Genomic DNA, 22,749 nt, shown 5'->3' with positions numbered 1-22,749 from the left:
GTGAACACCTGAAAAATATGTAGATATGCGCGAGTATATAAATCATTCTTATCAATCGTCTAGCCCTGCTGTAAGTATCCCTATAAAACGAACCATTATTTTTAGAGGGCGTCTGGTACTCCAACTTCCGCTTTTGGCACAAAGCGGATGGGCTTATTGAGCTGGAGAGGTCCGCTATAAGCGACTTTGAGCATTGCTAACAGCACTCTGTGTGAATCAACGGGTAGCAGGTCACTCGCAGCGATCAAAGCGCCTGCCAGGTCAGATAGTTTTGCTTCACCTTACACCCCCGAGACAACGTCTTTAGGCGACATGTAAATAATACATGTGCGCGATCCGCATTTAGTTCAGCCGACTCATTCAAATCTCAGTAAAAATTCTCAGACGAAAATTCAGCAAAGGCTGATGGTGATGCGTCCAGAATTTCATCCCGTGAAATAATGATTATTTAGCTTAAGTACTTTGTTTAACGTTACTAAAAGTTTATTCCGTAAAGCAGTAAATCAACAATGCGGTATAAAGTTAATGAATAAATAACCGATAAAAAAGGTTAAGGTGCTTTACAAATGTATCTTTTGTAATTGTCACTATAACGAATTAATTCACCAGGAATCATAAATGAACAAGATTCTTAACAATATAAGTCTTACCGCCAAATTTGCCATTCTGGGACTGTTTTCCCTTGTTCTGTTCTCAGTTCCTACCATGCTTTTTGTGTCCGAAGGCAATAAATACATTCAGGACAAGCAAAGGGAGGTAACGGGTGTACCTGTAGAAAATAAGATTTTAGCCCTGCTAAATTTGATACAGCGCCATCGTGCAGAAACCGCCATTGCCATTGCAACCAAAAATCCCGCAACACCGTCCCGCGTTCAGGTCAGAGATGAAATTGAAAACATCACTGATGTTATTACCAGAGATATGGCCAGAACAGAAGGCAGCGCAGCCATCATCAGCAAAATCAATGATGTGCATACACAGTGGAGCCAGCTACAGCAAAGAATCGATTCTTCACAACTGAGTCTGACAGCCAGTCTTGATGCGCATGCCCTCCTCATCCGCACACTTTTGAACGCGAACCGTGATGTGCTGGATTTTTACGGGCTTTCACTCGATTCAGATATCAACACGTACCGTTTAATTATGAGTAATTTTTCATCACTGCCTGAGCTGACCGAAAGTCTTGGAAAAATACGTGCATTCGGCACCTCACTTCTTGCACGAAATGAAAGCATAAGCGAAGCAGACTCTGTCCGTATGGAGTCTTTAATCAGTAATGGTTCGTATAACCTGAATTTATTTGCTCAGGATTCTGAAAAACTGTTTTTATCTGATAACACACTTAAGCAAAAGTTCAGTGCAGATGCAGATGCAGCCGTTCAGGAGGCAAACAGTGCTCTCAAAACCGCTGAGGCGATTTTTATCAATCGCAGCATGACCAATCAAAACCCGAAGGACTATGCAGCGCTCTTTACGCACGCTATTAATAAATTCAGCGACTACGCCATTGCCGGGGGTAATGAACTGAATGAAATGCTGAATGGGCAGATTAAGGAACACCGGTATGAACAATATGCGCTACTGACCGTTCTTGTTTTTATCGTCCTGCTGGCAGTAATTTTCGCTCTGGTTATCATTCGCTCCGTTACCAGACCTATCAGTGCAGCATCAAAGCTGGCGCTTGAAGTCGCAGGAGGGGACCTTACGTCAACATTTACGGTAACGGGGCGTAATGAAACTGCCGGACTGCTCAGGGCATTACTGCAAATGAGTCAGCGTCTTACGCTTACGGTTGAAAACATTAAAAGCAACGCTGTCACTATTGCTACGTCATCAGAAGAAATTGCCCGTGGAAATGGTGATCTGTCTGCGCGAACGGAAGAACAGGCAGCCTCTCTGGCTGAAACCGCGGCCAGCATGGAGCAGTTATCGTCAATCATTGGTAATAATGCAGATAACACGCGTCATGCTGCTGAAATGGCCAGCTCCGCGACCAGTGCGGCCCTGAGAGGCGGTGAGGCGATGGAGTCAGTGCTGGATTCAATGGAAAAAATAAGCAACAGTGCGGGTCAGATAAAAGAAATCATCTCCGTTATTGACGGGATAGCATTTCAGACGAATATTCTTGCTTTAAACGCAGCCGTCGAAGCTGCCCGGGCAGGTGAACACGGTAAGGGCTTTGCTGTTGTTGCATCTGAAGTCAGGGCGCTGGCACAGCGATCGGCTGGAGCGGCGAAGGAAATCAAAGGGCTCATTGAGCAGTCAGTTGAGCATGCCGAACAGGGAATTTCGATGGCCCGGGATGCCGGTGACAAAGTTAAGCAAAGCGTGGAAGCTATTGAGCAGACATCGCAATTAGTTAAAGAGATTTCATCTTCTTCTGAAGAACAGAGTGCGGGCATATCACAGATAAATATTGCGGTGTCACAGATGGATCAGGTTACGCAGCAGAACGCCGTGCTGGTTGAAGAGTCTGCATCGTCTGCTGATGAACTTGCAAACCGGGCCGCAAGCCTGAGAGATGCTGTCAGCGTATTCCGCACAAACGCTGTATAAGTGGTTCAAACGCATTAGTTGTGTGCCATTTAACGCGGCAACACTTTTACAAAACTGCGTCTGTATTTGCACTTGATAAGCCATCTTCATGGATGGCTTATCTCATTTAAAGCCATGATAAACTTATACTGTTGCAATTAAAGGCCCGGCGGACTAATCAAACGCCTGTTCAAATATTTGGCATTAATCACCCAATTACCCTATGAGCTTCGCTCATAACATCCGAAGTGCGGCCTTAAGCGGGTTCCTCTTTAAAGTTGTTTCTGTTGCAGCTGGCCTTGATACTTCCTCTTGTGCCGGACGGCGCGTTACACCTTCCCCCTGGGGCGCTGTTCTGCACTCGCGCCATCCGGCCATTCAGTCAAATCTTTTACTGCGCAGTTTCATCAATCAGACTTCAAAATTGAAAATGCCGATATGCAGCAAATCATTAGATGCGGGGTTAGCTGCATAGAGGCGCTGACCTGCTCCCGGTAAACTAACATTCCATGATGCAAGCAACGTCCGCTTTTGGCACCAAGCGGACATTAAAGAATACCTGAGTCCGTTATGTGCGACACCGGTCAAAGTCGGGTCAGAAGTTAAAACGAACCCTACTGACATGCATACTTGAGGTCTGTGGTGCTCAATAGTTTTAAAAGCTATGGGCTGACACATCTTGCCTGTGCGCACTTCATATATGCATGTAGATATAGCTCACTGAGGGGTTATGAAAAGCGTTGATGGAACCAGTCATAAAGTTCAGGACGCGCTGCTACCACCGAACCTTCACGGGCTTCTTCGCCAGAAAATTGCCTGACCTGAATGCCGTTCTCCTGGGCAATCAATTTTCCTGCGGCGATATCGTAATAACTCAACCCGTCCTCAAAAAACGCGTCCAGTCTGCCTGACGCGACATAGGCAAGATCGAGCGCCGCCGAACCCAGTCGCCGGACGCCTGCGCTTTCAGCCATAAGCCGCGCCAGGCCGTTAAACAGCACCGCCCGGTCAATCACCTTTAACTGGCCTGGAACGGGCAGCGAGACTGAGCATAGTGCTTCAGCCGGTGTTTTCGCCGTCAAACCGGGAAGCGGCATACCATCCAGGCGGGCACCGTGACCTCTGATGGCGGTAAAGCACTCTTCCCGAAGCGGATCGTATACAACGCCCAGTATTTCCCCCTCGTCATCGCAGAGCGCAATGCTGACCGCAAAGTAAGGGATACCCCAGATAAAATTGCTGGTGCCATCCAGCGGGTCGACGACCCAGTATTGCGCATGGTGGCCGCGGGTAAACCCCGTTTCTTCTCCCAGGAAACCAAAACCCGGCGCGTCTTCGTTAAGACGCGAAAAGATGATGCTTTCTGCAGCCAGATCGGCGGCAGAAGCATAATCTGCGGTGCCTTTCTTACTGATGTCGGTGTCTTCCAGACTGCCAAAGCGCTTAACCAGCTCAGCACCGCCTGCCCGGGCTGCGCGTTTCGCCGCCAGAAGAAGGCGAGGTCTGTCGAGGTCATTTTTTGTCATGCCTCCTCCTTCATAAAACGTGGGTTGCCAAACGTAATGCCAACTCGCTTGCCGCGCGGCAGAGGGGCGCTGGCTTCAGCTGAGAGGCTGTGCAGGGGGCTGAATGACAAGGTGTGAACCCATGCGCGGCCAATATAACGTACATCCGTGACGGTCACGTCGCAGGCGCCAGTGCCCGGCTCACAAAAGTGAACGCTTTCGGGACGCACGAAAAAGGTTGCTCGTCCTCTGCGTGACGGATCGATGATGTTTAAAAAAGGACCGTCATCCGGTCTGAAGCCCTGGTCTTCCAGTACGCCGTCGATAAAGTTGGCCTGACCGACAAAGTCTGCCACAAAGCGCGTTTCGGGACGGGAATAGACCGCTTCCGGGCAGGCGAGCTGATCGACTTTTCCTCCCTTCATCACGGCAATGCGGTCAGACAGCGCCAACGCCTCTTCCTGATCGTGTGTGACATAAATAGCGGTCACACCGATGCGCTGCTGTAATTCACGCAGTTCCTGCCTTAACGAGACGCGGAGTTTTGCGTCAAGGTTGGACATCGGCTCATCCAGTAACAACAGTGGCGGATCGATAACAAGTGCGCGGGCCATTGCGATGCGCTGCTGCATGCCGCCGCTCATTTCAGCCGGATAGCGGTCTTCCACATGGCGAAGCTGCACCTGAGCCAGTGCAAGGCGAACCCGCTTTTGAATGTCTTCTCTACTGATTTTCCGTAACTTAAGTCCGTAAGCCACGTTATCGAAGATGGTTTTATTGGGCCACAGCGCGTAGTTCTGGAAGACAAAACCGATATTTCTGTCCCAGGGGGCGCGTGTTGACACGTCGACGCCGTCAAATAAGATGTGGCCGCTGTTAATCGCATGAAAGCCTGCCACTGAACGAAGTAATGTCGTTTTACCGCAGCCTGACGGGCCCAGCAACGTAAAGAACTCACCCGGTCGGATCGTCATTGAGACATCATCCAGAACAAGATGCGTGCTGTAGCGTTTTGATACAGACTGAATAGTCACCTCACAGCCTCGCCGCGATGCTGCGTCGTGATGAATGTCAGACATAATTGTTCCTCTCCGACTGCCCGTAGCGGACAACGGCATAAAGTGGCACATAGATAATCAGCATCAGCAAAATCGTCTGGGCTGCAGAAATGCCAAAATCGGCATCGACCAGCGTGTTTTCAAATATTACGGCCGTCATGGGCTTCCAGGGCGGACGTTAGAGGACGATTGTCGAAGACAGTTCAGTGACGATATGTAAAAAAGTCAGCGTCGCACCGGTGAGTGCCCCGGCCAGCATTAGCGGGGCCGTGATGGTCAGAAAAACGCGAGCGGGTCTGGCACCTAAGCTGATGGCGGCTTCGTCGAGAGCAGGATGAACCTGGCGAAGTGCGGCTTCAGACGCTTTAACGGTAAAGGGCAGGTTTCGGACGACGTAAGCCAGTGCCAGAATAAACCACGTCCCGGTGAGCTGCAGAGGTGCCTGATTGAAAATCAGGATCAGCCCGATGCCCAGCACGGTTCCAGGAATAACATAAGGCAACATGACAAGACCGCTAAGCGAAGGCGCAAGGAATGTGTAGCGTTTACGCACCAGAACGTAAGCCACGCCCAGTCCACCGGCAAAGGCAAACAGCGTGCCCGAAAGACCCAGTGACAGCGTGACCCATGCGGGCATCAACCCGTTTTGCCACATGGTTATATAGTTAGCCAGCGTGGGCGTCAGCGTTGGCAGGCCCACACGCCATTTAACAAAGCTGGTAACCAGGACAGTGATGTGCGGGACAAAGGCCAGCAGCAGAACACAGCCGCTCAGAATAAGGGTCAGGCAGTGACCTGCACGTGAGAGTTCGCGTTGTTTGGGACGCCGTGATGAAACGGCAGCATACCCACGACGTGAAAGATAGAGCTGCTGCATCATGAGAAAAAGGCTGGAAATCGTAACCAGAACCACTGAACCCGTGGCCGCCAGTGCAGGGTTTCTTCCCGCTTCACTCAGAAACGCGTTATAGATCAGTACAGGTAAGACATTCAAATCAAGACCAATGATGCGCGGTGTGCCGAAGTCTGACAGGGCCGCCATCATCGCCAGATAGAGCCCTGTCACGATTCCCGGCATGGCTAACGGAATCTCCACTGTCAGACGGGCACGTAAGGGGGATGCGCCCAGAGACTCTGCTGCCTCAATATGGGACGCATCCAGTTGCCGAAAGGCGCTGTAACTGAGCAAAAATATAACCGGAAAAACCAGCCAGGTGATGACCCAAGTGACCCCATAAATGCCCACAATTGACGTCTGCAAGTCCAGCAACGTCGTCACAATCCCGTTGCGTCCCAGCAGAAGCCGCCAGGCATAGGCACCAAGGAAAGGGGGAGAAACCGATGCCATTGTCACCATGAAAACAAGCGCGTTGGCGCCTGCAATTCTGAAGCGCGCGATCATATAGGCCAGCGAAACGCCAATTAACGCGGCGAGCGTCGTGGCAAAAAAGGAAATCATCAGGCTGTTCAGGGTAGCGTGCAGCGTTTCACTGGTGGCAATAAAGGCAAAATAATGGCTGAGCGTATAGGTCAGCGTCGGATTTTCTGCTGTGATAAATGCATTCGTCGCGTGCCCGAGAATGACTGTTCCGTCTGGCTGCAAGGTAGCCGTTAGCGATTTTGCCGCTGTTCGACTGAAAAGGCTTCGCGGCGCTTGCTGAGTCAGGAGTAAAGTGTCGCTGCCCACGCCTAAATGCATTTCTCCGCGGCTTGCAGAGGTAACGCTGAGCGGCGATGTACTGTGAATCACTATTTTATTTGTGCCCGAGGCGACAAAACGCAGTGGTTCATCGCCACGTTTTGTCACCGTCACGCCATCCTTATCTGTTTTCAGCGTATAGTCGCGAGTCATTTCCGGAACGGCGTCAAGCCCTCCAGCCCGACTTACAAGGGTAAATTTGCCACTGTCGCTCAGCAATGATGCGCTGAGCAGGCGAGCCTGAGGCCAGAGGATGGTTATTCCACAGAACAGCAGCATAAGGACGGTGAACCAGCGCCATGAATCACGAAGCCCTTTCATTTTGGTAACGCCGCCTGAAAACGTGCGACGACAACCTGTTTAGGGTCCTGTGGCGAGATAATATTGAGCGTGCTCAGATCGGGAAGCGCAGCGGGAGGCGCGACATCTGAGCGGGCTGAACGACGTATCGTGAGATCCCTGACTTTTTCATGCGTGTCTTTCTGTCCGAGAAAGTCGATAAACAGTCTGGCCTGATTGGGATGAGGAGCGCCCTGAACGACAGCCTGTGCATCAATCTGACCGGTCACCGCATCAGTGGGATAAACAATGCTGACCGGCAGTCCGTTGGCTTTCCATTTAGCGCCCAAATCTTCGTTTATCCAGCCTGCCGCGGCTTCGCCATCACGGACGGCGTTGAAGGCATCATCGGAGCCTGCTGCGATCCGTGCACCTTTGACCAAATTGCTGATAAACGGCCAACCAAACTGTCCGGCAAGCGCCGATATCAGGGTATAACCGGTTCCCGAACGGGCCGGATCGGGGATGATCAATGTCCCCTGTTTTCGCCATTTTCCTGTCACCATATCAGCCTGCGAGGACGGCATTTCTGTTGAAGGGACACGCTTCGTACTCACGATGATGGGTTGCAGAAGAAGGGTAAAAGGATGCCAGATATGACGTGGATCTGCGGTGATCATTGCACTGTCTGTTTTGCTCTCATAAGGCTGGAACAGAGCCGCATTTTCATCATAAATCTGTGTGGGGCCGCCCCACAGGAGATCGGCTGAAGGGTTGCCTGCTTCGGCGCGCAGCCTTTCGACCACTTCGCCAGTACCGCCTCTTACCAGTGTGACGTTAATTTCCGGATGCACTTTTTTAAACATCTCAAGGACAGGTGATGTCGTCGTTTCACCGTGAGCCGTGTAAATCACCAACTCAGAAGAACTGGCGGTGCCCGTCATTAATAACGCGCTGACGGTCAACGCGACCAAGGAATAAAACACCTTACTCATTGTCGGCACACTCCTGCATTTAAATCCAGTTAATGGTTTAATTAAATTGTGAATGTGGGCAATTAAACGGGGCTTTTATGATTTTTTTATGACAAAAATCGATTTTTTTAAAAATTGAGCGCTGGACGTGATTAGGCTCTCCATTCTATTATCCATTTAATGGATTTAAAAAAGGCGAAAGCACTGTGGCATACCCGGGTAATAACCATGCCTTTTCAGGCCGCTATAATCGCAGGCTGGTTTTTGATCTGATCCGTACGGCTGGTGTGCTATCGCGATCGGACCTGGTCAACGCAACAGGACTCCAGCCTCAAACGATTACTAACATCACAAAGGATTTGCTTGAGCGTGGGCTGGTCAGTGAGGAAGGGCGCCTGCAACACCGACGCGGTGCCCCGCAAAAGTTGTTGCGGCTTAATCATCGCGCAGGTTGTGCTTTAGGAATACATCTTGATCGGAAAGGGATTACTGCTGTCGCCTGTGACCTTGCCGCAAATGCGTTAGCCAGCCTGCACGCGCCAATGGAGTGGAATAATCCTGAAGCGAGCCTCGACACCATCGCCCACGTCATTGCCGATCTGACGCTGAAGTGTGAGGGGATACCTGTGTGGGGAACCGGCATCGCGATGCCGACCCTGCAGGAGGCCGGATACGAGGAGTACGTCGGTGCACCGGGTTGGCAGTCGTGGAGCCAGATTCCCGTCGCCGACAGGCTTGAAGCGCGCTGTGGGGTACCGGTTATTGTTGAGAATGATGCGACTGCCGCTGCGATAGCAGAACGCCATGCGGGGGCAGCCAGTGGAATGACGCATTACGTCTATATCTTTGTCGGTCACGGACTGGGTGCCGGAATCATTGTCGACGGTCTGCCGTTTCAGGGGGCGTTTAACAATGCGGGTGAGATTGGGATGATCTGCTGGCCACCTGAGTTAACGAAGTGCCCCCGCGATATTCCCCCTTTCTCATTAGAGGAGCTGGCAACCACGTTGAACGTTGACCTGGATGCGGTTGAAAAGCCCGGCTATCTTGAAAAATTGTACGTTCAACGAGACAGTCAGCTGATGTCATGGCTGGAATGCAACAGTAAGCGGTTACGTATCCTTATTTCAGTCATTGAAAACATGTTCGATCCGCAGAAAATTTTGATTGGGGGCTATCTTCCTTCAGCGCTGTTTTCCTCGCTGGTTGATCGCACCTATCCATTACTTCCTTCTGTCTCTGCCCGAAAAACAAGAGACACGTCGCGGTTAGAAAGTGCGCGTCTTGGAGCTATGGCCCCTGCAATTGGCGCTGCGCTTTTGCCCGTAATAGCTCATGGCAGCCCGCATTTCAGACAACTGTCGCTGATGCGCACCAGAACTCAAACTATAGATCCTGAGGTTTTATTTGATCGGATTGCTGGTAAGGTTGATTAAAATCGTTGCCAGTTGGATGGCATGAAAGCATATCTAACCGTGCTTTCATTTTTTAATTTGTATATTCCTCAAATGATGTCTCCTTTTGGCACCGGGCTGCTGTTGCAGCCCTCCTAAATCAAACTTCAATAGACTCAGATATCTCCAGGGCATCATCCACTTCAATACCGAGATAACGGACGGTACTTTCGAGATTTTTGTGACCTAAAAGTAGCTGGATCACTCGAAGATTCTTCGTTTTTTTATATATCAGACATGGCTTGGTTCTTCGCATAGAATGCGTACTGTACAGAGTCTCGTCGAGACCCAGCTTATCAATCCATCCATGAAAAATACGGTTATATTGCCTGGTTGAGATATGTCGTGAAGAACCGACGCGGGACTGGAATAGATAGTCGCTACTATGTAGATGAGCCATTTTGATCCAGGCTGCTACAGCCTCTCTTGTTCCTTTAGTAAGTTCAAACTGTACAGGACTTCCAGTTTTTTGCTGCAGCACTGTCGCTCTGCCCGAAACAGAGTGGCCATAGGCTACATCAGAAACTTTTAGCTTTACCAGATCACAGCCCCGAAGTTTACTGTCCAGAGCCATGTTAAACAGAGCTAAATCGCGTACTTTTCCTTCCAGCTCAAGTCTGATACGGATACCCCAGATATGAGAGATCTGAAGAGGCCGTTTCTGGCCAATAATACGGCCCTTGTTCCAGGGGGATGTTGTCATGCTCAATCTCCTTTGGGTTAGGAGATGTGATTATGGTTGTCCCATATGAGCGAGGAGCGGACCTTGATCGATTACAACTTATTTATCGACGTACTCTATATCTGACCTGCAAGATAAAAAACCACCAAAAATATATATGTTTTAACGAATGTATAGTTGCTCGCTACCCCCTACTTAGCGATACTGCTCACTGTTTGTTAAACAGGAGTTTTAATGCTTCAGCTCAATCCTCTACAGCTTTTCAAAACGCTTTCTGACGAAACACGGCTCAGTCTGGTGCTGTTGCTGCGGGAAAAGGGAGAACTTTGCGTCTGCGAACTCACATCTACTCTCAGAGAATCTCAGCCCAAAATTTCTCGTCATCTTGCATTACTTCGGGACGCCGGTCTGCTTATCGACAGGCGTGATGGCAAGTGGATTCATTACCGGCTGTCACCTCATATGCCCGCTTGGGCGGCAGCTGTAATTGAACAGGCTTATCTGTGCCAGCGGGATGACATCCTGCAGCTCAGCCAGCAGGCTGAGCTGGACAATGTAACCACCAACGGCAAGCCAATCTGCATTTAAATTTTTTAATTATTCATATGCGTTTTAACGTATGTATATCTTTAAGTTCTCTGCGCCAGGTCTGACAGGTGCAGTATTAAAGGAGAGTATATGTTTCTGGCGGGTGCGATTTTTGTTCTGACGCTGGTACTGGTTATCTGGCAGCCGAAAGGACTGAGTATTGGCTGGAGTGCCGTTATCGGGGCCGCTCTGGCGCTACTGACCGGCGTGGTGCATATCGGTGATATTCCTGCGGTATGGCAGATTGTCTGGAATGCGACGGCCACGTTTATCGCGGTCATCATCATCAGCCTGCTGTTAGATGAGTCCGGCTTTTTTGAGTGGGCAGCACTCCATGTTTCCCGCTGGGGAGGCGGCAGAGGAAGGCTGCTGTTCACCTATATTATTTTGCTGGGCGCGGCAGTGGCATCGCTGTTCGCCAATGACGGCGCGGCGCTTATCCTGACGCCAATCGTTATTGCCATGCTCCTGGCGCTGGGCTTCAGTCCGGCTGCCACGCTGGCATTTGTAATGGCAGCGGGCTTTATCGCGGACACTTCCAGCCTGCCGCTGATCGTGTCGAACCTGGTCAACATCGTCACGGCGGACTTCTTTAAGCTGGGCTTCAGTGAGTATGCTTCCGTCATGGTGCCGGTGAATATTGCTTCCGTGGTGGCTACGCTGGTGATGCTGCATCTGTTTTTCCGCAAAGAGATCCCGGCAACCTATGACCTGGCGAAGCTGAAAGCGCCAGCGGAAGCTATACGCGACATGCGCACCTTTCGGGCTGGATGGTTTATTTTACTTCTGCTGCTGGTCGGATTTTTCGGCCTTGAGCCCCTTGGAGTACCGGTCAGCCTGGTAGCAGCGGTTGGGGCGTTTGTTCTCTGGCTGGTTGCCCAAAAAGGACAGGTTATCGACACCCGCAAGGTGCTGAAAGGTGCGCCCTGGCAGATAGTCATTTTCTCGCTGGGCATGTACCTCGTGGTATATGGCCTGCGTAACGCCGGCCTGACAGATTACCTTTCTGCTGCTTTGAACCGTTTTGCTGAGCACGGCGTCTGGGGCGCTACACTTGGCACCGGCTTCCTGACTGCGGCACTCTCTTCCGTAATGAACAACATGCCTACCGTGCTGATTGGCGCGCTTTCGATTGACGGCAGCACGGCTCTGGGCGTGGTGAAAGAGGCAATGGTATACGCCAACATCATCGGCTGCGATCTCGGCCCGAAAATCACACCCATCGGCAGCCTGGCGACACTGCTGTGGCTGCATGTGCTGGCTCAGAAAAACATCACCATCAGCTGGGGCTACTACTTCCGCGTGGGCATTGTGATGACCCTGCCGGTACTTTTTGTGACGCTGGCGGCGCTGGCCCTGCGCCTGTCTTTTCAACCTTAACCCCGGGGCTGCGTCTGTGCAGCTCCTTAACGGAGTACCGTTTATGACTGATATCACTATTTATCACAATCCGGCCTGCGGAACGTCCCGTAATACTCTGGCGCTTATCCGTAACAGTGGCGTGGAGCCAACAGTGATTTTGTATCTGGAGATGCCACCATCCCGCGACGAGCTTAAAAAGCTGATAGCTGATATGGGTATTAGCGCACGCGCCCTGCTGCGCAAAAATACAGAGCCGTATGAGCAGCTGGAGCTGGCAGAAGACCGGTTCAACGATGATGAACTGCTGAATGCGATGCTGGCTCACCCTATCCTCATCAACCGCCCCGTGGTTGTGACGCCGCTCGGCACAAGACTCTGTCGTCCGTCTGAAGCGGTTCTGGACATTCTGCCTGACCCGCAGCAGGGAGCATTTACGAAAGAGGACGGCGAAAAAGTCATTGATGAACACGGAAACCGGATCAGCCACTGATTTTTTCAGTGTGCTGCCGGCAGGAAGGGAGACGCAAAAACAGAAGCCGGCAGATGCCGGCTTTTTTCATATACTGCGCTGATTAACCCGCTCAGAGAGCTGCGCGGCACTTTCTTTCCTTTCGCTGTAGCGATCGGTCAGGTACTCACTGCGCCCGCGCGTCAACAGAGTGAACTTCATCAGCTCCTCCATTACGTCCACGATGCGATCGTAGTAAGGCGAAGGCTTCATGCGACCATCTTCATCAAATTCAGCCCAGGCTTTTGCCACGGATGACTGATTCGGGATAATAATCATACGCATCCAGCGCCCCAGAATGCGCATCTGATTAACTGCGTTGAAAGACTGCGAGCCGCCGCTGACCTGCATGACGGCCAGGGTTTTTCCCTGCGACGGGCGAACCGCACCTGACGTCAGCGGTATCCAGTCAATCTGCGCCTTCATGATGCCGGTCATAGCGCCGTGACGGTCCGGGGAGCACCAGATCATGCCTTCCGACCAGAGAACCAGTTCACGCAGTTCCACAACTTTGGGATGCGTTTCAGGGGCATCATCAGGCAGCGGCAGACCGGACAGATTAAAAATTTTGACCTCTGCACCCATTGCCGTCAGCAGCCGGGCGGCTTCTTCCGTCGTCAGCCGGCTATAAGATCGTTCCCGCAGCGAGCCGTAGAGCATCAGAATGCGGGGCGGGTGCGCCACTTCTGCAGCCCTCAGCTTATCTTCCGTCAGCGGCACGTCCAGGAGTGAAGTATCAACATTTTTCAGGGTATCGTTCATGTCATTCACAATGAGGTCTCTTCGTGAGTCGTCGCGGGTGACAGGCTGCAGCTACTGCCTGCGCAGCATTCTTCTGTAAGAAAGGCCATCAGTTGTTCAAGCTGCGTATAGCAAGGTCTGCAAAACAAGGTACGGCTCTGCCGTTCCTGGCTGATCAGGCCCGCGGACATCAGCGCCGAAATATGATGACTGAGCGTGGAGGGCGGAATACCGAGGCGCTTCTGCAGAACACCGACTGGCAGGCCGTCATGACCCGCTCTCACCAGCTCCCGGTATACGCTAAGACGGGTCGGGTGCCCCAGCTCCCGAAGCGCATTTGCTGCTGTTTTTAAATCCATACGCCCTCCTTGAACTATATTTCCAGAATAATAGAAATATAATCAGCGTCAAATATTTTTCCCCGGAATGGATGGCTCGCCCTTATCCCGGTTCGGTCCAGCAGAGGAAGGATGACGACGCCAGATCACTATGGAAATCGCCGTGATGAACAGGGTAAGGATGGCAGATAAAAGCAGCGTGCCGGGTGTGCCGTATTGCTCCAGCAGTATGGCGTAAACTGACGGCGCGAGCGCCGCGAGCAAAAAAGCGGGTGACAGCAGTAAGCCTGTTTTACGGGCATACTGCTGCGGATCAAACAGCACAAGAGGCAGGACGGCCTTAATGACCGTACTCAGTCCGTTTACAGCCCCGTAACTCAGAATAAAGATGGCTGTAGCCACCGGGGTAACATTCCCTGCAAGGCCAACCAGAAAGCATAATGGCAGAATAATGCCGGTAAACAGGCTCAGACGGATCGCTGAAGTACGTGCACCGGAAGCCACGTCCAGCAGTCTGGCGCTCACCTGTCCCACCCCCCACAACATACCCGCTACGGCGGGCATACCATAAGCGGCCAGTATCTGAGGAAAATGAGCGGACACGCCGGTGGAAACAAAGCTTATCAGCGCTATCAGCGTGGCGTACCACAGGCCGCTGATGAAGGCTTTCCGGTCTTCTGCTGGTCCGATCGCCTGAAGAGCGGGCTGCCCGGCAACGGGAGGTTGACGCCGATAACCTGCCGGAACGGTGGTCAAAAAAAGCAGGCTGACAATGCCTGCACAGCCGTAAACGATAATGGCATGCCGCCAGTCGGTAAAGTGCAGTAGCGCAGCGCCAGCAGGCCAGAACGCGACTGACGCGAGACCACCCAGCAGTGTGACCAGGGTGATTGCCCGACGGGCCTCTGCGCCTGCAATTTCTACAAGCAGCGCAAATGCGGCATCATACAGGGCAAGTCGCATGCCAGCTCCCATCAGGAGCCAGACGGCAACCCACGATGTTGTTGAATGGGTAAAAGCCATCAGAAAACAACCGAGGACTATGACGAAGGTTCCCACCATCATCACCGTACGCCCGCCGGTACGTGCTATAAGGGGGCCGGTAAGTGGCGAGACAAGCCCCATAACAAGCATGGCAATAGTCAGCCCGGAGAATGTCACAACTGGTGACCGGCCTGTCTCCGACATGATGGCGGTCCCGAAGACCCCCGGCATATAGAATGTGATACCCCAGTTGATTAGCTGCGTCATGCCAATGCAGAAAATGGTGCGGCCTGTCAGATGCCCGTCAGTCAACCCGTGCTCTCCGGAAATGTGGCGTCGCCCTGCCCGAGCGTACGCTGCATGATGACCGTATCAAGCCAGCGTCCGTGCTTGAAGCCCACAGATCTGAGCGTTCCTGTAATGCTGAAGCCTGCCGCGCGATGCAGAGCAAGAGAGGCGCTATTTTCGCTATTTCCAACTACGGCCACGAGCTGGCGAAAGCTACGGTCCTCTGCCCATGTGACTGCACTCAATAACAACTTTTTTCCGATCCCCTGGCCCTGAAAGTTGGGGGCAATATATACAGAATTCTCCAGGGTGAATCTGTAGGCACACCGTTCCCGGTAGAGTGACAGGTAGCAGTATCCGCGGACATTGCCGTCCTCAACAGCCACAAACCAGGGCAGTCCTGCTGCACGCACCTTTTTCAGGCGGGCTGTCATTTCAGCCGGATCCGGCGGTTCAGTTTCAAAAGTGGCGGTGCCATGCAATACGTGATAAGCATAAATCTGCTGGATGGCAGGAATATGTCGTTCATCTGCTTCGGTTATTTCCATCGGTACGGCTCCTTCTGCGGTCATAAGCAGAGACTAACCGGAATGAATAATTTCAGACAGGCAGCAGGACTTATCAGCGGTATAAGGAAAATTTTGGCATGGCAAACCTGAACCTCGATCACCTGGCTACTTTCAGACTGGTCGTCAGCCGGGGCAGTTTCTCCGGAGCGGCTGAAGCACTTGGTCTGTCGCAGCCGGCAGTGAGCCTGCATATAAGACAACTGGAGCAGGCGCTTCAGGTCCGGCTTATTGAGCGAACCAGCCGGGGAGTAAGGCCCACGCCAGCCGGGCTGACTCTCGTTGAGCACAGCATGAAAATTGATGCAGTGGTAAGTACAGCAGTTGAATCGGTGTGCCAGCATTCTGATGAGATAACCGGCACTGTTACTGTTGGCACAGGCGCAACGGCCTGTATTCATTTACTTCCCCCCTTACTACAGCAACTGCGGCAGGCCCATCCCCTGCTGAAGGTGGACGTACGCACAGGTAACACTTCCGATATAGTGCGGGGCGTGGAGGAAAATCGTATAGATATTGGCCTGGTGACTCTGCCAGCTGCAGGTAAAAACCTGAGCATCATCCCGCTGGGTACGGATGAGTTTGTTGTCATCATGGAAAAGGATGCATCAGAGCCGAGTGCGAAAATATGGAATCCGGGCGCTTTGTTGCCGCTGCCGCTGATTATCTTTGAACCGGGAAGCGGGACACGCGCCCTGATTGACCAGTGGTTCCGGGAGACGGGACATATTGCCTGCCCGGTCATGGAGCTTGGCAGTATCGAAGCTATTAAAAGAATGGTCCGTGCCGGTCTTGGCTACAGCATTGTTCCCAGAATGTCCGTTGCATGCATTGAGGAAAGATCGGGGCTCGATCTTTACTCTGTGACGCCCTCTCTTCACCGGACTCTCGGGACAGTCATGCGGGAAGACCGGATTGTAAGCAGAGGTATCAATGAAGTGCTGAAAAACCTAAACAGCAGTTTTGCAAAAAACGAAATCAGATAAATATTCTTCGATATCTAAACCGGACAGGTCTACTCTCTCCGGCGAAGTATCACTACAGCTTTTACCAGCTACCAACGTCCGCTTCTGGCACAAAGCGAGCAGGCTGACTGAGTTGGAGGTCCGCTATGAGCGATGAGCGGACGTACGCATCAGTTTTATGTTTCCAGATCCCCTTCTTTTCGTTTTGCTGACATACATTTTGTCCCTGATTAATTAGACTGACAGGTGAGAATGAATGTTCATTACAGGGTAATTCATGAAAAATTTTCAGCGCAGTATGATCGCCGGGCTGGCGTTGATCATGGTGGGTTGCGATCAAAGCGGTCACCAACCTGATGCAGACATGACAACCGAGGTCGGGGTGAAAACGTTGCAAAGTACATCGGTAACGTTGACCAGCCAGCTTGCCGGACGCGTCACCGGCAGTATGACGTCGGATGTCAGGCCGCAGGTTGACGGTATCATCCAGAAACGCCTGTTCACCGAGGGCGATGACGTGAAAGCCGGACAGGTGCTGTATCAGATTGATCCTGCAAGCTATCAGGCCAGCTATGATCAGGCCGTCGCGCAACTGAAGAATGCGCAGGCCCTCGTGAAGAGCAGTAAACTGAAAGCCGTACGTTATGCGGCGCTGGTAAAAGATAACGGCGTGTCGCGGCAGGATGCGGATGATGCGCTGGCAACCTATCAACAGAACGTCGCCTCCGTCGATCAGTACCGTGCTGCCGTGGAAAGTGCGCGTATCAACCTTAACTATACCCAAATCAAAGCGCCGATTAGCGGTCGTATCGGTATTTCGTCGGTGACGCCCGGCGCACTGGTGACCGCCAGCCAGACCACAGCACTGGCGACGATTCGTGCACTGGATCCCATCTATGTCGATCTCACGCAATCCAGCGTTCAGTTACTCAAACTGAGACGCCAGCAGGCGTCACTGCAGCAGAACAAAGATGGCGTACCCGTGACGGTGAAACTGGAAGATGGTACGACCTACGATCATCCCGGCAAGCTGGAGCTGACGGAAGTCTCGGTAGATGAAGCCACCGGCACGGTCACACTGCGCGCGATCTTCCCCAATCCCCAACATGAACTGTTGCCTGGCATGTATGTGCGCGCCAGCGTTGTCAACGGCGTGAAAAGCGATGCCATTCTGGCACCTCAGCAAGGCATCACCCGTGATGCCAAAGGCAATGCGACAGCGCTAGTGGTCGACAAAGCGAACAAAGTCGAAAGCCGCGATGTGGTAACCGATCGCGTGATTGGCAACAACTGGCTGATTAGCTCGGGACTTAACCGGGGTGACAAGCTGATCATTGAAGGCACCGCGAAAGTCCAGCCTGGCAGTGTCGTCAAGGCGGTGGACGTGACGCCGGGCGATACCGCCGCCAACAGTGAGGGCCACTGATATGTTGGCGCAGTTCTTTATTCGGCGGCCCGTTTTTGCCTGGGTGATCGCCCTTTGCATCATGCTGTTCGGTATCCTGAGTATTGTCAGTCTGCCGGTGGCGCAGTATCCCGATGTCGCCCCTCCGCAAATCAGTATTCAGGCCACCTACACGGGCGCATCGGCGGAAACGCTGGAAAGCAGCGTGACCCAGGTTATTGAGCAACAGCTCACCGGACTGGATGGGTTGCTCTATTTCAGTTCGACCAGCACCGCCTCGACCGGCCAGGTAAAAATTAATGTCACGTTTAAACAGGGCACCGATCCTGATATTGCCCAGGTCCAGGTGCAGAATAAGGTGCAGCAGGCCGAGAGCCGCTTACCGAGCGCCGTGACCGCACAGGGCGTGAATGTGCAGAAAGCCCAGAGCGACTTTCTGCTGATTCTGGCGGTGTACGATACGCGTAATAAAAGCAGCTCATCCGATGTCGCTGACTATATGGTCAGCAACATGGAAGACACGCTGGCGCGCGTGACAGGCGTAGGTAACGTACAGGTTTTTGGTGCCGAGTACGCGATGCGTATCTGGCTCGATCCCAGCAAGCTGGCGTCGTATTCGCTTACGCCTTCGGATATCACCACCGCCCTGGAGAGCCAAAACACCCAGGTCTCTTCGGGGCAGTTGGGCGCGCAACCGTCCAGCAACACGCAACAACTGGTCGCGACTGTGCGCTCGCGTTCGCGCCTGCAAACGCCTGAGCAGTTCCGCAACATCGTGCTGAAAAGCCAGGCCGATGGTTCTGTGGTACGTCTGAGCGACGTCGCCCGCGTAGAAATGGGCGATGAAGACTACAGTGCCAATGTCATGGCAAACGGCCATCCGGCATCCGGTATGGCTATCCAGCTGGCATCGGGGGCCAACGCACTCTCTACCGCCGAAAAGGTGAAATCCACCATTGATGAATTCCGGAGCAGCATGCCTGCCGGCTACGAAATTGCGTACCCGCTCGACAGCACAGACTTTGTCAAAATCTCGATTGAAGAAGTCGTGAAAACGCTGATCGAGGCGGTGGTTCTGGTGGTGATAGTGATGTTTGTGTTCCTGCAAAACCTCCGCACGACGTTGATTCCCACGATAGCCGTTCCGGTAGTGCTCATGGGCACCTTTGGCGTACTGTCCCTCTTCGGTTACTCCATCAACACGCTCACCATGTTCGGTATGGTACTCGCCATCGGCTTATTGGTGGACGATGCGATCGTCGTGGTTGAAAACGTTGAACGGGTGATGCGCGAAGAGGGATTACCGCCGCGTCAGGCAACTGAGAAATCCATGAAGGAGATTACAGGGGCACTGGTCGGGATTGCGCTGGTTCTCTCTGCCGTGTTCCTGCCCATGACCTTTTTCAGCGGTTCGACGGGCGTGATTTACCGTCAGTTCTCCATCACAATTGTCTCTTCCATGGTGCTGTCGGTTATTGTGGCGCTCACGCTCACGCCTGCACTCTGTGCCACCCTGCTCAAACCGCATCTTCACGGCAGTGGCAGCAAGGGATTCTTCGGCTGGTTTAACCGCCGCTATGACAACGTGCAGGCGCGCTATCAACGTGGCGTCGGCCATGTCATGCACCGTTCCGTACGTTATCTGTTGCTGTACGGCGTGCTGCTGATCGGTTGTGCCGTGCTCTATATGCGCCTGCCGACCGGTTTTCTGCCGACCGAAGACCAGGGCTATATCATGGTGCAGTATCAACTGGCGCCGGGTGCGACAGAAAATCGTACCCGTGAAGTCCGTCGTCAGGTACAGCAGTACTTTGAGACCCAGGAGAAAGCCAACGTCAACGTGAGCATGCTGGTGGATGGCTTCAGTTTTGCCGGTAGCGGACAGAATGCAGGGGTGGGGTTTATCTCGCTGAAGAACTGGAGTGAGCGTAAAGGCAGCGAGAACAGTGCCGATGCTATAGCAGGCCGGGCGATGGCGGCGCTGTCGCGTATCCGTGATGCACGAATCTTTGTGCTGTCGCCGCCGTCCGTTTCCGGTCTGGGTCAGTCCAACGGCTTTACGTTTGAACTGCAAGCGCGCGGTGCCACCACTCGCGATAACCTGCTGAAAATGCGTGACCAGCTGATTGCAAAAGCAAATCAGGATCCGGGACTCAGTGCCGTCCGTGCCAACTCCCTGCCAGATCTCCCTCAACTGGATGTCAGCATTGATGATGCCAAAGCACAGTCACTGGGCCTGACTATCAGCGATATTAACACCACACTCAGCGCGGCGATCGGCGGAAGTTATGTGAATGACTTCACCGACCGTGGCCGCGTGAAGAAAGTCTATATTCAGGGCGATCAACCGTTCCGCAGCAAGCCAGAGGATATCGAACAATGGTATGTACGTGGTACCGACAGCAGCAGTAACAGCACCATGGTGCCCTTCTCGTCCTTTGCCTCGTCGGGGTGGTCCTATGGTCCGGATGTGCTCTCTCGTTATAACGGCCTGGCCGCCTATGAAATTCAGGGATCGGCCGCCGAGGGGAAGAGTTCCGGTGATGCCATTACCGCGATGGAAACACTCGCCGCGACCTTGCCAGCTGGCTACACGTTCTCATGGAGCGGGCTCTCATATCAGGAAAAACTTGCCGGTAATCAGGCACTGTCGCTGTATGGCATTTCACTGATTGTCGTTTTCCTGTGCCTAGCCGCCTTGTATGAGAGCTGGTCAGTGCCGCTCTCGGTGATGCTGGTGGTGCCGTTGGGCGTTATCGGTTCGCTGCTGGCGATTACACTGCGTGGTCTGGAAAACGATGTCTACTTCCAGGTGGCCCTGCTCACCATTATCGGGCTTTCAGCGAAGAACGCCATTTTGATCGTGGAGTTTGCCGAGGAGCACTACCGCAAAGGCGAAAGCCTGATCAGCGCGGCGGTGCATGCAGCAACACTGCGCCTGCGTCCCATAATCATGACCTCGCTGGCGTTTACTGCGGGCGTCCTGCCGCTGGCGATCTCCACGGGTGCGGGAGCCAACAGCCGTATCGCCATTGGTACGGGCATTATCGGCGGCATCTTAACCGCAACCCTGCTGGCTATCTTTTTTGTCCCGCTGTTCTTTGTGCTGGTGCGCCGTGTCTTTCCTGGCCGACCGCACAACGATGTACCGTCAACCGAATCAGCGGTGAAGGCGAAGGAATAATGACAATGACTGCAAAACTTTTCACCCTGTTCTTACCCTGCCTTCTTGCAGGATGCGTCTCACTGGATCCGCATTATGATCGCCCTGCGGATGCCGTGAATGCGGTAACCCCAACCGGAGATGCCTATCGCAATCTGGAGAGGAAAACCGTTAATTATCGGGATATCGGTTGGCAGGATTATGTCCTGGACAGCCAGCTCCGCCAGGTTGTCGGGATGGCGCTGGACAGCAGCCGCGACTTACGTGAAGCCGTGGCGAGCGTGGAATCCGCGCATGCGCAATATGCGGAGCAACGTGCCGATCTCTTTCCCGCAGTCAACGCCGGAGTAAGCGGGACACGTTCTCGCGCACTGACCGGGGAAGGCAATCAGACAGCACTGGGCAATTCCTACTCTGCCGAGGGCAGCGTCAGCGCATTTGAGCTGGATCTGTTTGGTAAAAACCAGAGCCTGTCGCGCCAGCAGTATGAAACTTACCTCGGTACACTGGAAGGAGCACGAAGTACGCGCCTGACGGTGCTGTATAACACCATTAATTACTGGCTACAGCTGGCGGCGGATCGCAGCAATCTGTCCATTGCAAAAGAGACGGCAGAAAGTGCGCGGCAGTCACTGGAGGTCACGCGGAAACGCATGCAAAACGGCGTAGATTCGATGGTCGATGTGGCTTCTGCGGAAACCACCTATCAGTCAGCACAGGCCGACGTGGCCAGTTATACCACTCTCGTGGCGCAGGATAAAAACGCACTGGACGTGGTGGTAGGGAAAACCGTTCCCGGCAGGCTGCTGCCGCAAAACCTTGAATCGATTGGCCAGGCGTTGCGCGATGTGCCGGCGGGGATAGCGTCGGATGTGTTGAATAATCGTCCTGACGTCTTGCAGGCTGAGCACAACCTGAAGGCGGCGAATGCCAACATCGGGGCGGCGCGGGCTAATTTCTTCCCAAGTATTTCACTGACCGCCAGCGGTGGCGTCGGCAGTGCCGATCTTTCGTCGCTGTTTAAAAACGGGGTGGGCATTTGGTCGTTTTCACCGAGCATTACCCTTCCCATTTTCAAAGGCGGCTACAACGTTGCTTACCTGAATTACACTAAAGCGCAAAAAGCCTATTACGTCGCGGCCTACGAGAAGTCAGTGCAGACCGCTTTCCAGGAGGTCGCCGATGCTCTGGCGCGTCGGGGAACCCTCAAAGACCAGTTGACCAGCCAGCGTAATAATGTGGCGGCCTCACAGACTTACGCCCATCTGGCAGACAGGCGTTATCAGAGCGGCGTAGATACCTGGCTGAACGCGCTAACTGCGCAGCGTACGCTCTACTCTGCCCGAACCAGTCTGATCAGTGTGGAACAGGCGTACTACCAAAACCTCAATACCTTCTACAAGGTGATGGGGGGCGGTACGGCGTTGCAGGAATCGGAAGTAAAGATTTAAGTTAAAGGTGTGCATTCAGGTGCGCATGAATGTACATCCTGTCTAACATTAAGAATAACGTCGGAGAGTTACCGTTCATGCATGGCCACCGAAACATGCAGAGTCAACAGATAGTCAGAAGCTGTAATCAGAAGATACTCTGTCTGGAGTTGTAGTCAGCATTCCATCGCACGCCGGTGTGGGGTACCATAACCTTGTGACTAA

The 22,749-nt window shown here is 52.9% G+C and carries 17 protein-coding genes and 1 pseudogene; 9 read left to right on the top strand and 9 right to left on the bottom strand.

Annotated features, from left to right (window positions below):
* The first annotated feature begins 618 nt into the window (after positions 1-618).
* Entirely contained in the window at positions 619-2,556 is a 1,938-nt protein-coding gene (locus tag GC087_RS23770) for a methyl-accepting chemotaxis protein (protein WP_324030699.1), read from the top strand.
* A 707-nt stretch (positions 2,557-3,263) separates the two neighbouring features.
* Here GC087_RS23770 and GC087_RS23765 read toward each other — a convergent pair.
* The 4 genes and pseudogenes from GC087_RS23765 to GC087_RS23745 all read right to left on the bottom strand — a co-directional run bounded on the left by GC087_RS23765 (position 3,264) and on the right by GC087_RS23745 (position 8,071).
* The gene (locus tag GC087_RS23765; protein WP_022623065.1) at positions 3,264-4,061 is read right to left on the bottom strand and encodes an inositol monophosphatase family protein; all 798 of its coding nucleotides are present in this window, start codon (positions 4,059-4,061) and stop codon (positions 3,264-3,266) included.
* Positions 4,058-5,119: an ABC transporter ATP-binding protein gene (locus tag GC087_RS23760; protein ID WP_014606777.1), complete on the bottom strand. Its 1,062-nt coding sequence runs from the start codon at positions 5,117-5,119 to the stop codon at positions 4,058-4,060. Before GC087_RS23760 ends, GC087_RS23765 begins: the two co-directional genes overlap by 4 nt.
* Positions 5,112-7,118, bottom strand: a pseudogene (locus GC087_RS23750) (ABC transporter permease). Before GC087_RS23750 ends, GC087_RS23760 begins: the two are co-directional and overlap by 8 nt.
* Positions 7,115-8,071: an extracellular solute-binding protein gene (locus GC087_RS23745; protein ID WP_324030696.1), complete on the bottom strand. Its 957-nt coding sequence runs from the start codon at positions 8,069-8,071 to the stop codon at positions 7,115-7,117. The pseudogene GC087_RS23750 and the gene GC087_RS23745 overlap by 4 nt, the downstream one beginning before the upstream one ends.
* A gap of 185 nt (positions 8,072-8,256) precedes the next feature.
* Between GC087_RS23745 and GC087_RS23740 the strand changes: the two genes are divergently transcribed.
* Complete coding sequence (locus GC087_RS23740; RefSeq protein WP_022623068.1) at positions 8,257-9,486, top strand: ROK family transcriptional regulator; 1,230 nt, start codon at positions 8,257-8,259, stop codon at positions 9,484-9,486.
* 118 nt (positions 9,487-9,604) lie between these two features.
* Here GC087_RS23740 and GC087_RS23735 read toward each other — a convergent pair whose 3' ends face one another.
* Positions 9,605-10,207 (bottom strand): site-specific integrase, encoded by a 603-nt coding sequence (locus tag GC087_RS23735; RefSeq protein WP_054634134.1) that lies wholly within the window; start codon positions 10,205-10,207, stop codon positions 9,605-9,607.
* A 213-nt stretch (positions 10,208-10,420) separates the two neighbouring features.
* On the opposite strand from GC087_RS23735, the gene GC087_RS23730 reads away from it, so the two are divergent.
* From GC087_RS23730 to arsC, 3 genes are all read left to right on the top strand, one after another.
* Positions 10,421-10,774: a metalloregulator ArsR/SmtB family transcription factor gene (locus tag GC087_RS23730; RefSeq protein WP_054634133.1), complete on the top strand. Its 354-nt coding sequence runs from the start codon at positions 10,421-10,423 to the stop codon at positions 10,772-10,774.
* Positions 10,775-10,864: 90 nt separating this feature from the next.
* Complete coding sequence (locus GC087_RS23725) at positions 10,865-12,154, top strand: arsenic transporter (RefSeq protein WP_054634132.1); 1,290 nt, start codon at positions 10,865-10,867, stop codon at positions 12,152-12,154.
* 43 nt (positions 12,155-12,197) lie between these two features.
* A complete protein-coding gene (gene arsC / locus GC087_RS23720; RefSeq protein ID WP_054634131.1) occupies positions 12,198-12,626 on the top strand; it encodes a glutaredoxin-dependent arsenate reductase in 429 nt (142 codons plus the stop codon).
* A gap of 66 nt (positions 12,627-12,692) precedes the next feature.
* On the opposite strand, the gene arsH is transcribed toward arsC, so the two are convergent.
* From arsH to GC087_RS23700, 4 genes are read right to left on the bottom strand one after another with little or no spacing between them, the layout of a single operon-like run.
* Complete coding sequence (gene arsH / locus GC087_RS23715; RefSeq protein WP_324030695.1) at positions 12,693-13,406, bottom strand: arsenical resistance protein ArsH; 714 nt, start codon at positions 13,404-13,406, stop codon at positions 12,693-12,695.
* Between the two features lie 5 nt (positions 13,407-13,411).
* Positions 13,412-13,744, bottom strand: coding sequence for an ArsR/SmtB family transcription factor (locus GC087_RS23710; RefSeq protein ID WP_033769959.1), 333 nt, complete (start codon positions 13,742-13,744; stop codon positions 13,412-13,414).
* A 48-nt stretch (positions 13,745-13,792) separates the two neighbouring features.
* Complete coding sequence (locus tag GC087_RS23705; RefSeq protein WP_054634130.1) at positions 13,793-15,019, bottom strand: MFS transporter; 1,227 nt, start codon at positions 15,017-15,019, stop codon at positions 13,793-13,795.
* A complete protein-coding gene (locus GC087_RS23700; RefSeq protein WP_058702411.1) occupies positions 15,016-15,543 on the bottom strand; it encodes a GNAT family N-acetyltransferase in 528 nt (175 codons plus the stop codon). The genes GC087_RS23705 and GC087_RS23700 overlap by 4 nt, the downstream gene beginning before the upstream one ends.
* 98 nt (positions 15,544-15,641) lie before the next feature.
* On the opposite strand from GC087_RS23700, the gene GC087_RS23695 reads away from it, so the two are divergent.
* The 4 genes from GC087_RS23695 (at position 15,642) to GC087_RS23680 (ending at position 22,545) form a co-directional block, all read left to right on the top strand.
* A complete protein-coding gene (locus tag GC087_RS23695; protein ID WP_028722792.1) occupies positions 15,642-16,547 on the top strand; it encodes a LysR family transcriptional regulator in 906 nt (301 codons plus the stop codon).
* A gap of 256 nt (positions 16,548-16,803) precedes the next feature.
* Positions 16,804-17,952 (top strand): efflux RND transporter periplasmic adaptor subunit, encoded by a 1,149-nt coding sequence (locus GC087_RS23690; RefSeq protein WP_058708840.1) that lies wholly within the window; start codon positions 16,804-16,806, stop codon positions 17,950-17,952.
* 1 nt (position 17,953) lies between these two features.
* A complete protein-coding gene (locus tag GC087_RS23685) occupies positions 17,954-21,115 on the top strand; it encodes an efflux RND transporter permease subunit (protein WP_324030694.1) in 3,162 nt (1,053 codons plus the stop codon).
* Positions 21,115-22,545, top strand: a complete 1,431-nt coding sequence (locus GC087_RS23680; protein WP_081049509.1) for an efflux transporter outer membrane subunit — start codon at positions 21,115-21,117, stop codon at positions 22,543-22,545. The genes GC087_RS23685 and GC087_RS23680 overlap by 1 nt, the downstream gene beginning before the upstream one ends.
* Positions 22,546-22,749: the final 204 nt, after the last annotated feature.

Source organism: Pantoea sp. JZ2 (assembly GCF_035191405.1).
In the GTDB taxonomy this organism is placed as follows: Bacteria; Pseudomonadota; Gammaproteobacteria; order Enterobacterales; family Enterobacteriaceae; genus Pantoea; species Pantoea stewartii.
Note: the sequence above shows the minus strand (reverse complement) of the source record. Positions and strands in the feature narration are given on the sequence as shown.